Origin of the sequence: Streptomyces sp. NPDC052107, assembly GCF_040680215.1 — a bacterium.
Taxonomy (GTDB): domain Bacteria; phylum Actinomycetota; class Actinomycetes; order Streptomycetales; family Streptomycetaceae; genus Streptomyces.
This window is the reverse complement of the sequence record NZ_JBFAWG010000057.1, coordinates 17,598-30,728: the sequence shown is the minus strand read 5'-3', so window position 1 is coordinate 30,728 and position 13,131 is coordinate 17,598. Positions and strand designations below refer to the sequence as shown.

13 protein-coding genes and 3 pseudogenes are annotated in these 13,131 nt (G+C 72.2%); 10 read left to right on the top strand and 6 right to left on the bottom strand.

Translation table 11 applies throughout. From position 1 onward, the window contains the following. Positions 1-70: 70 nt before the first annotated feature. Positions 71-673 carry a hypothetical protein gene (locus tag AB0M27_RS35400; protein WP_365728047.1) on the bottom strand — a complete coding sequence of 201 codons (603 nt, stop codon included), beginning with the start codon at positions 671-673 and terminating at the stop codon, positions 71-73. Positions 674-1,081: 408 nt separating this feature from the next. Between AB0M27_RS35400 and AB0M27_RS35395 the strand changes: the two genes are divergently transcribed. Continuing rightward, on the top strand, positions 1,082-1,594 hold the full coding sequence (locus AB0M27_RS35395) for a pyridoxamine 5'-phosphate oxidase family protein (RefSeq protein WP_365728045.1): 513 nt from the start codon (positions 1,082-1,084) through the stop codon (positions 1,592-1,594). Here AB0M27_RS35395 and AB0M27_RS35390 read toward each other — a convergent pair. Together AB0M27_RS35390 and AB0M27_RS35385 are read right to left on the bottom strand one after the other, a co-directional pair. Beyond that, positions 1,581-1,805, bottom strand: a pseudogene (locus AB0M27_RS35390) (TIGR03943 family protein); the annotation flags it as partial. The gene AB0M27_RS35395 and the pseudogene AB0M27_RS35390 overlap by 14 nt on opposite strands. A gap of 1 nt (position 1,806) precedes the next feature. Next, positions 1,807-2,513: pseudogene (locus AB0M27_RS35385) on the bottom strand (permease); the annotation flags it as partial. Positions 2,514-2,822: 309 nt separating this feature from the next. Between AB0M27_RS35385 and AB0M27_RS35380 the strand changes: the two are divergent. The 4 genes from AB0M27_RS35380 (at position 2,823) to AB0M27_RS35365 (ending at position 5,269) form a co-directional block, all read left to right on the top strand. Further along, entirely contained in the window at positions 2,823-3,644 is an 822-nt protein-coding gene (locus AB0M27_RS35380; protein ID WP_365728043.1) for a serine hydrolase, read from the top strand. 166 nt (positions 3,645-3,810) lie between these two features. After that, entirely contained in the window at positions 3,811-4,233 is a 423-nt protein-coding gene (locus AB0M27_RS35375) for a response regulator transcription factor (protein ID WP_365728042.1), read from the top strand. Between the two features lie 189 nt (positions 4,234-4,422). Further along, entirely contained in the window at positions 4,423-4,653 is a 231-nt protein-coding gene (locus AB0M27_RS35370; RefSeq protein WP_365728040.1) for a helix-turn-helix transcriptional regulator, read from the top strand. Between the two features lie 130 nt (positions 4,654-4,783). Further along, a complete protein-coding gene (locus AB0M27_RS35365; protein WP_365728037.1) occupies positions 4,784-5,269 on the top strand; it encodes a hypothetical protein in 486 nt (161 codons plus the stop codon). A 61-nt stretch (positions 5,270-5,330) separates the two neighbouring features. On the opposite strand, the gene AB0M27_RS35360 is transcribed toward AB0M27_RS35365, so the two are convergent. Next, entirely contained in the window at positions 5,331-7,136 is a 1,806-nt protein-coding gene (locus AB0M27_RS35360) for an alkaline phosphatase family protein (protein ID WP_365728034.1), read from the bottom strand. Positions 7,137-7,382: 246 nt separating this feature from the next. On the opposite strand from AB0M27_RS35360, the gene AB0M27_RS35355 reads away from it, so the two are divergent. Further along, complete coding sequence (locus AB0M27_RS35355) at positions 7,383-7,796, top strand: SRPBCC family protein (protein ID WP_365728032.1); 414 nt, start codon at positions 7,383-7,385, stop codon at positions 7,794-7,796. 387 nt (positions 7,797-8,183) lie between these two features. Here the strand turns inward: AB0M27_RS35355 and AB0M27_RS35350 are convergent, their stop codons facing one another. Beyond that, a complete protein-coding gene (locus tag AB0M27_RS35350) occupies positions 8,184-9,365 on the bottom strand; it encodes an ROK family protein (protein WP_365728030.1) in 1,182 nt (393 codons plus the stop codon). A 207-nt stretch (positions 9,366-9,572) separates the two neighbouring features. Continuing rightward, a pseudogene (locus AB0M27_RS35345) lies at positions 9,573-10,040 on the bottom strand (hypothetical protein); the annotation flags it as partial. 34 nt (positions 10,041-10,074) lie between these two features. On the opposite strand from AB0M27_RS35345, the gene AB0M27_RS35340 reads away from it, so the two are divergent. Genes AB0M27_RS35340 through AB0M27_RS35325 form a run of 4 tightly spaced genes read left to right on the top strand, consistent with a single transcriptional unit; the run spans position 10,075 to position 13,070 of the window. Continuing rightward, positions 10,075-10,272 carry a hypothetical protein gene (locus AB0M27_RS35340; RefSeq protein WP_365728078.1) on the top strand — a complete coding sequence of 66 codons (198 nt, stop codon included), beginning with the start codon at positions 10,075-10,077 and terminating at the stop codon, positions 10,270-10,272. A gap of 20 nt (positions 10,273-10,292) precedes the next feature. Continuing rightward, positions 10,293-11,837 (top strand): hypothetical protein, encoded by a 1,545-nt coding sequence (locus AB0M27_RS35335; protein WP_365728027.1) that lies wholly within the window; start codon positions 10,293-10,295, stop codon positions 11,835-11,837. Next, on the top strand, positions 11,824-11,985 hold the full coding sequence (locus tag AB0M27_RS35330) for a hypothetical protein (protein WP_365728025.1): 162 nt from the start codon (positions 11,824-11,826) through the stop codon (positions 11,983-11,985). The genes AB0M27_RS35335 and AB0M27_RS35330 overlap by 14 nt, the downstream gene beginning before the upstream one ends. After that, a complete protein-coding gene (locus tag AB0M27_RS35325) occupies positions 11,982-13,070 on the top strand; it encodes a hydrogenase expression protein HypE (protein ID WP_365728023.1) in 1,089 nt (362 codons plus the stop codon). Before AB0M27_RS35330 ends, AB0M27_RS35325 begins: the two co-directional genes overlap by 4 nt. Positions 13,071-13,131: the final 61 nt, after the last annotated feature.

Genomic DNA, 13,131 nt, shown 5'->3' with positions numbered 1-13,131 from the left:
GCCAGCGGAGGCGGTCGGTGAATCCGGTGCTCGGAGCGCTGCGCCGACGGCGGCGCTCGGTGTCGGGTGCTCAGCCCCGTCCGCCGCTGAGGTTCCCCCACCGGGGACCGATCTGCTTCCACTCCTCGTCCCACTCGGCCATGCGCCGCTTGATCAGCCGGCTGCGCACCACCCAGCCCGCGCCCCAGACCGCCGCGCCTGCCGACGGGGCGACGAGGACGCCGGTGAGGGCCGCCTGCAGATCGGCGGCAGCGCCGGTGACGGGCGCGGAGACCACGTGGCCCGCGCGGTTGGTCCACACGGTCACCTGGGATCCGGTGGGGGCGCCCGGCAGGACCTTCGCCCGGTCGGTGTGCACGCTTCCGTGGGCGTCCGTCCAGCGCACGGTGGCCCACACCCGCCCGTCGTCGTAGCCGGTCCCCGAGGCCGGGGTCCGCGCCCCGGCGTCGGTGAGCACGGCGGACACGGCGTGCACCTGGGCCTCGCGGGCGGAGAACGCCGCGCCGGCGGTCTGGGCCGCCACGAGGCCGGCGGCGACTCCGCCGAGGACGGCGAGCGCCCAGGTCACGAGGACGATCCAGGCCTCGACGACATCGCTGTGCCGCCTGAGCGGATTGCGTCGCCAGCGCCACAGCCGTACCTGGGTGACCGTCGTGGGAGGTGTCCGGTTCATCGTCACCGCCTCCTCTCGCGCACCGTCGGCTTCGCCGCACCCACTCCACGCACCTCTCGCCGGGCAGGATCGCGCCGGGCGGGCGGCGAGCGGGCTCGGGGCGGTCTCCCGGACCCGGCCGTCGAGTGTCACCACACCATCGTGCACCTCAATCCGGAAGTCGGCGGGGTGAGAGGAAAAGAGGCTCGTGACGGCTTCGCGGCGCACCCTGCCGACCGTCGGAATCGGGACGTCCGGCCCTCCCGCCGTGGGCCGAAGGACACTGGGTGGACGGCGTGGGACGCGCGAGAGTGGGGGGTCAGGAGCGGCACCGATCCCCCGCGGTGTCGCTCCGCCCCCGGGATCGCCGCCGCGCGCCGGGGGCCGGCGAGAGACGGGGAGTGTCACGCACTCGCGAAGAAGCCAGCCATGATCCGTAACGGCAATCCGGCGCACCGGCGCATCGACCTCGACCCCGTGGAGGCGTTGCGGCTGCTGGACAGCGTGTCCCTCGGGCGGATCGTCTTCACCCGGCAGGCGCTGCCCACCGTCCGCCCGGTCAACCACGTCCTCGACGGCGGCGACATCGTGATCCGCACCCACGAGGGCGCCGCGCTGACCGCGCACACGCAGCAGGGCGGAGGCGAGGGCGTGGTGGTCGCCTACGAGGCCGACGCGATCGACCCGGACACGCATCTCGGCTGGAGCGTGGTGGTCACGGGCTACGCCCGGCTTGTCACGGATCCCGCGGACCTGGCCCGGGTCCGGACGCTGCTCGCCCCCTGGGCGCCGGAGGAGGGCATGGACCAGGCCGTACGCATCCGCCCCTCTCTGGTGACGGGCGTGCTCCTCACCGACACACCTGCCGGGCCCGCGAAGGGCTCCGTGCGGCGGGCGCCCCGGACGCCGGGTCGTTCCGGCACGAGGGCTAGGACGGTGTGAGCGGCTGGTCATCGGTGTAGGCGTTCACCGGCTGGGCGATGGGGCGGGTTTCCTTGACGTCGAGGGCCGCCCGCGCGGTCCTGGTGCCGAGGGTGCCCTGGGGGTTCCAGGTGCCGGTCACCGCGAGCCAGGTGTTCGCGGGCGAGACCTCGGTTCCGTGCACGCGGATCTTGACGGTCTGCGAGTCCGCCGCACAGCACGTGAAGATGATGTACGGCGAGCCCGGCCAGGAAGAGCACCAAGAGCCAGGGTGAGCCGGAGAAGGCGTCGAGGACGGAGCGCGGCACCGCGACGTTGAAGGTGGCGGCGGCCATGGCGCCGAGGACGAGGAAGCCGCCGGCGTGCAGGAAGTCGTGCTGGAGGCCGATCCGGAACTCGCGCATGCGGCTGCGGCCGTGCCGGTGGCCCGTGTGCCGGTGCCGCAGGATCGGCCGCAGCCACTGCTCCTTGCCCAGCCAGAGCCAGAGCCAGCCCATCACCGCCGCCGTGGCGAGGGAGGCGAGCAGCCGGGCGGCGACCATCGCGGGGTGCCCGGGAAGGCGACGGCGGTGGCGGTCAGCACGACGGGGTTGATGGCGGGCGCGGAGAGCAGGAAGGCGAAGGCGGCGGCCGGGGTGACACCGCGTCGGATCAGGCTGTGGGCGACCGGGACGAAGGCGCACTCGCACCCGGGCAGCACCGCGCCCGCTGCTCCGGCGACGGGCACGGCGAGGGCGGGCCGCTTCGGCAGGACCTTGGTGAACAGGTCGGCCGGCACGAAGGAGTTGATCGCGCCGGACAGGGCGGTGCCGAGGAGCAGGAAGGGGAGTGCCTGGACGGTGATGGCGAGGCACACGGTGCGCCAGGCCTGGACGGCGGGCTGGTTCAGCCACTGGGCGCCGGCGAGGACGAGCACGGCGACGGCACCGAGCGCGACCACGAGGGCGGCACCGGGCGGCCGCGGCCGGATGCGGCGTCCGGACGGCGCATCCGAGGGCGACGACCGTCACACCCGCGGCCACGCCGACCAGTTCATCCGTTTGTTCCATGATCACTCCGGATGTCGGTGTCTGGCCGACGACAAGCGGGGCGCACGGCCCGCGCGTACACGCCGCCACCTGACCGACCCGGATGTCGCGATGCGCTCCATTGGGCGGCGCTGGTGGCTCTTCTCACAATTCGCCGCGAACGGGCCCGAAGGTGACGGCCGCCACGTCGCCCGGCGGACGCTTTGTCTACGTTCGGCGCCATGCCGTCTCGCCCCTCCCCCACCACCGCACGCATACGGACCGGCGCCCTGCTGGCCTCGGTCGCGACCCTCGTCTCCGTCGGCGCGCTGCACCCGGCACCGGCTGCGGCGGCCTCCGCTCCGACCCCCTCCCCGCACGCCACGGCCGCCGTGCTCGACCTGGACGGAACCGGCCGCACTCCCGTGGTGCACGGGCAGGACAGCGCCTACGACACCGCCAGCATCGTCAAGGTCGACATCCTGGCGGCGCTGCTGCTGCGAGCACAGGACGCGGGACGGCGGCTCACCGCCGAGGAGCGCGGCCGCGCCGAGCCGATGATCGAGCGCAGCGACAACACGGCGGCCAACGCGCTCTGGCGCGAGATCGGCCAGGCCTCCGGGCTGGCGGCGGCCAACAAGCGGCTGGGACTGACCTCGACGACGGGCGGGCCGGGCGTGAAGTGGGGGCTGACCCGGACCACCGCGAGCGACCAGATACGGCTGTTGCGCGCCGTTTTCGACGGCGACACGACGGCGAAGCCCGGCTCCACCGCAAAGTCCGCCCTGAACGCGGAGTCCCGGACCTACATCCGCGGCCTCATGGGCAAGGTCATCGCCGAGCAGACCTGGGGAGTCTCGGCCGTCGGCGGCTCCGGCGGCGCGCGGGCGCTGAAGAACGGCTGGCTGCAGCGCAACACCACCGGTCTCTGGGACGTCAACAGCGTCGGCCAGGTCACCGTGAAGGGACACCGCTACCTCGTGGCCGTACTGTCGAACGGCAGCGCCTCGATGAGTGACGGGGTCTCCCTGGTGGAGCGGACGGCGCGCGAGGCCGTCGCGTAGCGCCCCAGCGGTCCTCCGGGCGCCGGGGCCGGACGACCGCGGTGACCGTGAGTGAGACGAGCGCGGCCAGGCAAAGACAGGCGAAGGTGTCCCCGACGCGGTCGTAGACCGTGGTGACGTCCTGCACGGGGATGTCGGCCACCATGGTCTGCCGGTCGGTCGTGAAGTGGTCCGAGGTGGCGAGGACACGCCCCTCGGCGACGCCCCGAGCGCCGGGGCCGTCGGCTTCCTGCTGAAGATGAAGAACAGCCGGCCCGAACAGCTCGCCGAGGCCCTGCGCGCGGCGGCCGACGGCGAGTCGGTCCTCGCCCCGACCGTCACCCGGCGCCTCTTCGACACCGTCACCGCGCTGCAGCCCGCGCTGCTGCAGACGGCACCCACGCCCGTGCCGACGGACGTCCCGCTGACCGAGCGCGAGATCCAGGTCCTGGTGCTTCTCGCGCGTGGCCTGTCCAACGCCCGGATCGCCGCGGACCCGGGCCTGAGCCGGACGACGGTGAAGAGCCGGGTCAACCGCATCCTGACCGGGCTGGGCCTGGAGAACCGGGTCCAGGCCGCCCTGTGCGCCCACCGGGCCGGTCTCGCCTGACGCGGTCCACCCGTTCGGCGTCACCGGAGCCCGCACCCGCCGCCACCTCCCAGTGGTTCAAACCATTCCCCCTTCCCTGTGACGCGCCTGTGACAGTCGGCGGACACGGCCATGACGTCCGGCGAGCAATCTGAAGAAACAAGGGCAAATCGCCCTAAACGGTCAGATCCCTCGCCGGAGGACAGCACCATGAGCGCCACCCTCGCCATTCCGCACATCGAAGCCCCCGCCCCCGCGCTGGCTCCGCGCGAGCGGGAGACGCTCCGGCACATCGCCGCCGGCCGCACCTACCTCCAGACCGCCCGCCACATGGGCCTCTCCACCCACACTGTGGACGCCTACCTGCGCCGCATCCGGGCCAAGCTCAACATCACCAACACCGCCGAGATGACCCGCGTGGCCATCGCCATGGGCCTGTGACCCAAGGGGCCATCTGCGCCGGCTTCTGGAACGCTGGGTTGGCCGGTGCCAGGGGGAATCAAGGGGCACGCGTCGGGGAGGCTTCGGGGGCCGGCTCATCGCGGCGGTGAGTGCGCGGGACCCACAGGCGGTGCGGAAACTGCTGGAGGAGGGGGCGGATCCGGAACCCGGGACGCGCGGGGTCTTCCGGTGCTGTGCGAGGCCGTGGCCCGGTACGACACGCTGGCCGCCGAGGCGCTGGTGGACGGCGGGTGCGGACCCCGACCTGGTCCTGCCGGACGGCACGACTCCGCTGTGGCGTGCGGTCGACGGCGGTTCTCCGGCAGTCTTCTCCGCCGTGCTGGCCAAGGAGCCCCGGCCGCGGCTTCCGCAGGAAGCCCGCGAGCGGCTGCTCGGCCTGGCGCGGCACTGGGCCGCCGCTCTGCGGTCAGTGAGCGGGGACGACGACCTGATCGTGCGCCTGGAGGCCGCCCACGGTCTCGTCCTGCGCGAGGACCCGGAGGCCAAAGAGGCGGTCGACCGGGTCGGGCCGCTGGGCGAGGGTTTCGAGCACGACCACCGGGCCCACGCGCTGGCCGCGTGGAGGTGGCGGAGGAAGCAGCAGCCCACGGGGTGATGATCCGTGGGCTGCTCCGCCGGGCGGCGATGAGGCGTGGGCCCGTTTCCGTCGTGGCCGGTCAGCCGACGGTCAGGGAGAACGGCCCGGCGAGGACCGAGTAACCGTCATTGGCGAGGTAGTACACGTCGTACTTGCCCGCTCCGCTCAGCTTGCCGGTCGAGAAGGTCAGGGCGCCGCTGGCGTTCGGGGCGTAGGACCAGGTCAGCGACGACTGCTTGCCCGGGGTGACGCCCGCCGGGTAGATGCCGATCCAGTTCTTGGCGTTCACCTGGGCTGCCGACGGCACCGAGTAGCGGAAGGTGACGTTGCCGCCGCCGGAGACCGCGTTCAGGTCGCCGGTGAGGGTCGGCGTGCTCGCGGTGGCCGGGGCGAACGCGGCGTCGAGCGGTGTCGCATAGGTGTCGTTGGCCGTGAGACCGGGCAGGCCGAGGGCGGCCTCGATGGTGCGGCCGATGCCATAGTGGTCGTAGTGGAGCGGGCTGCTGGTGCCGGCCGGGACGGTGCCCTGGGAGCCGACGACCGTGGTGACCACGTGGTTGTAGGCCTCGTTCTGGCTCTCGTCCCAGGTCAGGATCAGCAGCGAGCGCTGCTGGGTCCAGGCGGGGGAGGCGAGGACCGGGGCGAGGGCCTGCTTCAGCCAGCCGTCCTGGGTCTTCAGGCTGGTGGTGTTGCCGTTGCCGGAGGCCTCGCCGTCGTAGTAGTCGTCGGCGGCGATCCAGGAGAAGTTCGGGGTGGTGGCCGCGGACTTCAGGTCGGTGGTGAGCTGCGTGGTGTCGACCAGGTGGGCCGCGCAGCGCTGGGCGTCACCGCTGATGTCGGTGTAGTTGATGAAGGGCGCGTCGTCGGGCTCGTAGTAGCTGTCGTAGTTGTTCTTGGTGTTGCAGGGGGTGCCCATGCCCTGCTCGTAGGCCTTCCAGGTCTTGCCGGCCGCCTCCAGGGTGTCACCGAGGTTGCGCTCGGGAGAGTTGATGTTCGGGAAGTAGGTGGCGCCCTTGGCGTAGGTGTCGCCGCCGGCTATGGCGAGGTAGTTCTCGTCGCTCGGGTGGTAGACGCCGTGGAAGTCGGTGAGCGTGGCGCCCTGGCCCATGAGGCTGTGCATGTACGGAGTGTCCGCCGGGTCGTTCATGACCTCGGAGTAGTCCGTGTTCTCCATCATGACCATGAAGACATGGTCATAGCCGGGGACCTTGGAGACGGGCGGGGCGAGCGGGGCGGGCGCGGTGACCGGGGTGTCCAGCGTGAGGGAGAGGTTGTCGAGGTAGCCGGTCTCGCTGTTCGTCGACAGGAACTGCACCTCGACCTGGATGGAGCGGGTGCCGGCCGGGACCGCGCCGGTGGTGCTGCGCGAGAGGAACGTGGTGGCCAGGCCCCGGTCGCTCGCGGAGACGGTGGGCAGCTTGGCGGCGACGCCGACGGGGCGGCCGTTCGCGTCATGGAAGTGCAGGCTGACCGCGACGTAGCCGCTGTAGGTGGTCCAGCCGCCGAGCCAGCCGGAGAGGTTGTAGTGCACTCCCCCGCCGTCGATGGCCGAGGCGGCCGAGGAGACGTCGGCGGTCTGCGTCATCGCTCCGTCGCCGAAGTTGCCGGGTCCGAAGAACCCCTTGCCCGGTGTCCGGCCGTCGCTCGGCAGCCCGAAGGAGGCGACGCTGTGGCACATGACGTCCGGGCCGCCGGCCTCGGTGGTCCAGCCGGGGACCGTGGTGGCGGCCGCCCAGTCGGAGGTGCAGGAGCCGCCGCTCTCCGCGTCGCCGTTGACGATGAGATTGCCGCTGCTCCCGGCCGCCCCGGCGGGGGCAGGGGCGGCGACGATCAGTGCGCCGAGGAGGGCGAGAAGCCCGCCGAGGGATCTCCAGCGCAGTCGCATACGTGGTACCTCGTCCCGTTGGTGAGGGTGCCGTGCAGGTCGGGGCCCGCACGGCCTGACTGTGCACAACGAACGGGATATGAGTACTGGTCGTCGCTGTCCAACGGAAGAACCGCGACCAAACTTGACCAGACAAGTTCACGGCGGTGAGGCCGGGATCGCAGCGCGGGCCGTGGCGGGCTTTTCGGTCGCCGCGGAAGGGGCACGCGGTCGGGGTACGACTTCCGAGCGGAGGGCGGTATCACCATGACCGAGTACGAATGGTCCCGCACGATGCCCGCACAGCCCGAGCAGGTCTTCGACCAGGCGTCCAACCTGGGCCAGCTCGACGCATGGCTACCGGCCGCCCTGCATGTGGAGGCCGAGGAACCGCCCGCCGTCACGGTGCACGAGGACCGCTCCGGCCAGGACATGGCCGCCCTGCTGCGGGCCCGTCCCGACCAGATGCGCCTGGAGTGGGGCACCCGGGAGCAGGGCAGCTACACCGGCTGGCTGCAGGTCTCCGGAATCGGCAGCGGGGCCAGCGAGGTGACCGTGCACCTGTCGTTCTTCGACCCCGGTGACGATCCCGGCGAGCAGGCGGTGTTCGACGCGCTCGACGGCAGTCTGCGGCGCCTGGAGGCGCAGGTGCGCATGCGCGTCGACAACGCGGCCGGCTGAGGTGCCGGGCCCTGTGGGGGAACTCCTGTTGCCTCCGTGAAGTGCTGGGGACCGGCGGGTCTGGAGGTGATCGGCGTGCCCGAACCCGGCAGCAAGAAGCACGACACCCGCAGGGCGCGGCTGTGCAAGGACGCGGAAGGTTCCGGCGTCTCCGACCAGGACGCGAACACCGCCGCCAACAAGTCCCCGCAGGAGGAGCCGCAGTGGCGGAGTCGGGGCCCGAAGACGGAACGGGGGAGCGGCCCCAAGGGCGAACGCCCGGGGAAACGCCCAGGCGTGCGCGGGCCTCCCCGGACACACCGGGGAGGCCCGCGTGTCATAAGGGCCGTCGGCGGCGCAGGGCCGCCGGGTTGCGCGCTGACATGGCCCGAGCCGGTCGGAGTCGGTCTACGCGGGCGAGAAGAGGTGATCGCTGATCAGCCGGGCTCCGCCGATCACGCCGGCGTTCGGGCCCAACTCACCGAGCACGATGGGCAGGTTGCCGGTCGCGAGCGGCAGCGACTGGCGGTAGACCTGGGTGCGGATCGCAGCGAGCAGGGTGTGGCCGAGGCCGGTCACTCCGCCGCCGATCACCACCAGTCCGGGGTTGAAGAAGGACACCAGTCCGGCGATGACCTGACCGACTCGGGTGCCACCCTCACGGATCAGTTCGAGCGCGGTGGCATCGCCGGCCGCGGCAGCGGCAGCGACGTCCACGGCGGTCAGCGTGCCGTTCGCCTCCAGCCGGGCGGCGAGTTCGGCGGACAGGCCCTGCGCGGCAGCCTGAACCGCGTCCCGGGCCAGTGCGGCGCCGCTGAAGTGGGCTTCGAGGCAGCCCCGGTTGCCGCAGGCGCAGGGGTGTCCGTCGGGCACGGCCTGGATGTGGCCGATGTCGCCGGCGCTGCCCGTGGTGCCCCGGTGGACGTGGCCACCGACGACGACGCCGCAGCCGATACCGGTGCCGATCTTGACGCACAGGAAGTCGGCCGTGGTGCGGGCGACTCCGGCGTGCTGCTCCCCCATCGCCATGAGGTTCACGTCGTTGTCGACCATGACCGGACAGCCGAGCTCCTGGCTGAGCGCCTCCCGCACGGGAAAGCCGTCCCAGCCGGGCATGATGGGCGGGGCCACCGGTACGCCCTCGGGGAAGCGGACCGGTCCGGGGACACCGATGCCGGCGCCGTCGAAGCCCTCGGCAAGGCCTGCGGCCTTCAACTTCCCTGCCATGTCCAGGACTTGCTCGAAGACCGCGACCGGGCCCTCACGGACGTCCATCGGCTGGTCGAGATGGCCGAGGATCTCCAGTTCGGGATTGGTGACGGCGACGTCGACCGAGGTCGCGCCGATGTCGACGCCGAGGAACCTGAGGTCCGGGTTGAGCCGGACGTTGTGGGAACGGCGGCCGCCGCGCGAGGCGGCGAGTCCGTCGGCCACCACCAGTTCGGTCTCCAGCAGCCGGTCCACCTCCACGGCCAGCTTGGACCGGGACAGGTCGACCTGGTCGCCGAGCTGGGCGCGGGAGTTGGGGCCACCGTCACGCAGCAGCTTCAGCAGGCGCGCCTGGTGCGCGTTCGCCGGTCGAGCCGTCATGCGTCTCACGTGCCCCTCCCCGTCAGTTTCGGCTACCAGTATCGGGCTTTCGACAGGGAACGTATCAGCGGCCGCCGAACCTGGGGAAGAAGCTGCGCGCGAGCTCTCGACACTTTTTCCTCTGACGGGACAAAGCGCCTGACCCGGCGTCGGTCGCCAGCGGTGATCCGCCGGCGGGAGAACCGACCGGCTCGCCCCGGCCGCCGGTCAGTAACCGGACCCGAGCGTCCGGGTCGTGTAGGCGCACTCCGTGTAGATGTAGCCGGGCCGCAGCTCGGCCGTGTCGGAGGCCGGGGCGGCGGTGCCGCTGCCGTTCGACTTGTGCACGAAGTAGGTGGTGCCGGCCGGGAGGCTGATGGTGCGCTGCGGGTAGTGCCTGCCGCTGTCGCCGCACGGCTTGAAGCCGGTCATCAGGGTGTCGGCGGGCGTGAACGCCTCGCAGCCGCCGCAGCCCTTGAGGGTGAAGCTGCCGGTGACCGGGCCGGTGTAGAGCACGGTGATGTCGTGCGGGCTGTCGTTCTTCACCGTGACGGAGATGCTGCCGCCGGAGGCGGTGGTCGGCAGCTTCCTGCCCGCCTTCGGCAGCGTCTGGGCGACGTCGGCGGCTATGGCGGTCTTCTTGGCGCGCGCCCGGTTCTTGTCCTGCCCGTTGTCGGAGACGAACTCCTCCATGGTCTTCTGGGGCCGGCCTTCTCCGCGCCTTCGGACCATGATCCCCACGCGCGCCGGGGTGCGGAAGGCGGATCCGGTCGGTGTTCGAAGCATCGGGGCGGCGACCGCGGCGCGCGAGACCCCGGTGATTCGCGGGCCCACCCGCTCGCCGTCCCCTGGGCGGCGCAATGGCGGTGCGTCGGACGAGCGCGAAGCCGTGACGGGTGTGACGGTGGTGAAAGGAATGCGCGATTGAACCGGTGACGAGGAGGCGGCATGTCGGACCGGGCCGGCGTGGGCGGCGGGGGGCTCACTGCCGTGTTGGACGAGGACGGCGTCGGCACGTCCCGCGGTGTCTTCGAGCGGGTCGGCTCGGTCGCGGACGCCGTGCTCTACGAGGGGTACCTGCTCTACCCGTACCGCCGGTCCTCGCCGAAGAACCGGGTCCGCTGGCAGTTCGGCGTGCTGCTGCCCCGCGACTGGGTCGAGCGGGACGTGCCGGTCACGCCGGGGATCGCCGGCTCCGCGGACTCCTGGTACCAGCAGACCGAGTGCCTGCTGCGCGCACCGCGCGCCGACGCGGTCGTACGGGTGCGGGTGCGCTGTCTGCAGATGCAGGACAAGCAGGTCGAGGCCGCCGACCCGGACGGACGGTACCGCCCGGTCGAGTCGTTGCGGACGGCCGACGGCGCCACGCATCTGTCGTTCGAGGAGGCGGTGCCGCGCGAGACCGAGCTGGTGCTGCCGCTGCAGGAGTTGCTGCTGGGCGGTCGTACCGCCTTGGTGGGTGCGGCCGCCGGCACGGATGCCGAGGAACTGCCGGACGGGACCGGGCGGACGGTACGGCGGCGCCGGGAGCTGCGGGCCGGGGCGACGGTCGAGGCCGAGCCGCTCGCGCCTGGGCTGTACCGGTTGCGGGTGCGCACCGAGAACACCGGCGCGGTGACGGACCCGCAGGCCCCGCGCACCGAGGCTCTGCGGCAGGCGCTGCTCGCCACGCACACCCTCGTCGGCGGGGACGGCCTGGAGTTCGCCTCGCTGATCGATCCGCCCGAGGGCCTGGCGCGGCACGCGCGGGGCTGCCGGAACGCGTTCACGTTCCCCGTGCTCGCCGGCCCGCCCCAGCAGGGCAGGACCGGCGCCGTCATGCTCTCCGCTCCCATCATCCTGCCGGACTGGCCCCAGGTGGCGCCGGAGAGTCCCGGCGATCTGCACGACGCGGCGGAGATCGACGAGATCCTCACCCTGCGCACGATGCTGCTGACCGACGAGGAGAAGGCCGAGGCCCGGGCCACCGATCCACGGGCGGCACAGATCCTCGACCGGGTCGACACCATGCCCCGGGAGGTCTTCGCCCGACTGCACGGCGCCATCCGCTCCCTGACCCCGGCACACACCCGGTCCGGCACCGAGCGGCCCGCCTGGTGGCAGGAGGGCGGCGACGACGGCCTGTCCCCGGCGGCCGACACGGTGCTCGTGGACGGCGTGCCCGTCGGCGGCGGCAGCCGGGTCCGGCTGCGTCCGCGCGTCCGGGGCGCCGACGCCCAGGACATGTTCCTGGAGGGACGGACCGCGCAGGTCGCCGCCGTCCGCCACGACGTGGACGGCAGCGCGCACCTGGCCGTCACCGTGGACGACGATCCCGCGGCCGAACTGCACGGCTGGTACGGCCGTTTCCACTACTTCCGGCCCGACGAGGTCCAGCCGATCGGAGACTCCGACGGACCGGGTCCGGTCCACTCACCCCGGCCGCAGCCCCCGCGGCCCCCCGAACGTCCGGCCGACCGGCCGGAGGAGGGACGGTTCGATGGATGCCCGTGAGGGGCCGCGGCACGACCACCCCATGGCCGAGCGGTTGTCGCGCGACCACGCCGCCGCCCTCGGCCGCGCCCGGGCCCGGACCCTCGTGGCCCCGGCCACCCCCTACGACCGACTCCGAGACCGGCAGCGACGGAGGTCGCAGCGATGACCACACAGAGCGGTACCACCGATGTCCACGGCGAGCCCAGCAGAGCCGAGGCGCGGAAGGGATTCGACGAGATCACCATCCTCTGGATCTCGGAGGGCATGAGCTGCGACGGCGACACAGTGTCGCTGACCGCCGCCGGACAGCCGTCCATCGAGGACGTCGTGCTGGGCCTCATCCCGGGCCTGCCGAAGGTGAACCTCGTCAACAAGGTGCTCTCGCCCAGCCTGGGCGGCGAGGACTTCCTCGCTCCCTACCGTGCTGCGGCACGCGGCGAGCTGGAGCCGTTCATCCTCGTCATCGAGGGTTCGATCCCGAACCAGAACATCATCCGGGGCGACGGCTACTGGACGTCGTTCGGCAACGACCCCGACACCGGTGAGCCGCAGACCCTGAACTGGTGGATCGACCAGCTCGCGCCCAAGGCCTGGGCGGTGGTGGCGGCGGGGACCTGTGCCACGTTCGGCGGCATCCACGCCATGGCCGGCAACCCGACCGGCTGCATGGGTCTCGCGGACTACCTGGGCTGGGAGTTCAAGGCGCGGTCGGGGCTTCCGGTCGTCAACGTGCCCGGCTGTCCCATCCAGCCGGAGAACTTCATGGAGACCCTCGTCTGGGTGCTCCAGCACGCGGCCGGTACCGCTCCCCCGCCGCCGCTGGACCACATGCTGCGCCCGCAGTGGCTGTTCGGGAAGACCGTGCACGAGGGCTGCGACCGGGCCGCGTACTACGAGCAGGCCGACTTCGCGAGGGACTACAACTCCCCCAAGTGCCAGGTGAAGGTCGGCTGCTGGGGCCCGGTCGTCAACTGCAACGTGCCCAAGCGCGGCTGGATGGCCGGCATCGGCGGCTGCCCGAACGTCGGCGGCATCTGCATCGGCTGCACGATGCCCAGCTTCCCCGACGCCTTCATGCCGTTCATGGACGAACCCCCGGGCGGCACGCTGTCGACGATGCTCGTCAAGCCGTACGGAGCCGTCGTCCGCCGACTGCGCGGCCTGACCAACGACGTCGTGAACCACGAGCCCAAGTGGCGCCACAACAAGCGCAAGCTGACCAGCGGTTACGACCCGCACTGGCGTGCCTGACGCCGTCCGTCCCCGTCCCGCCACCCAACCGCCCGACCCGAACAGCGAGGGGCAGTACCGC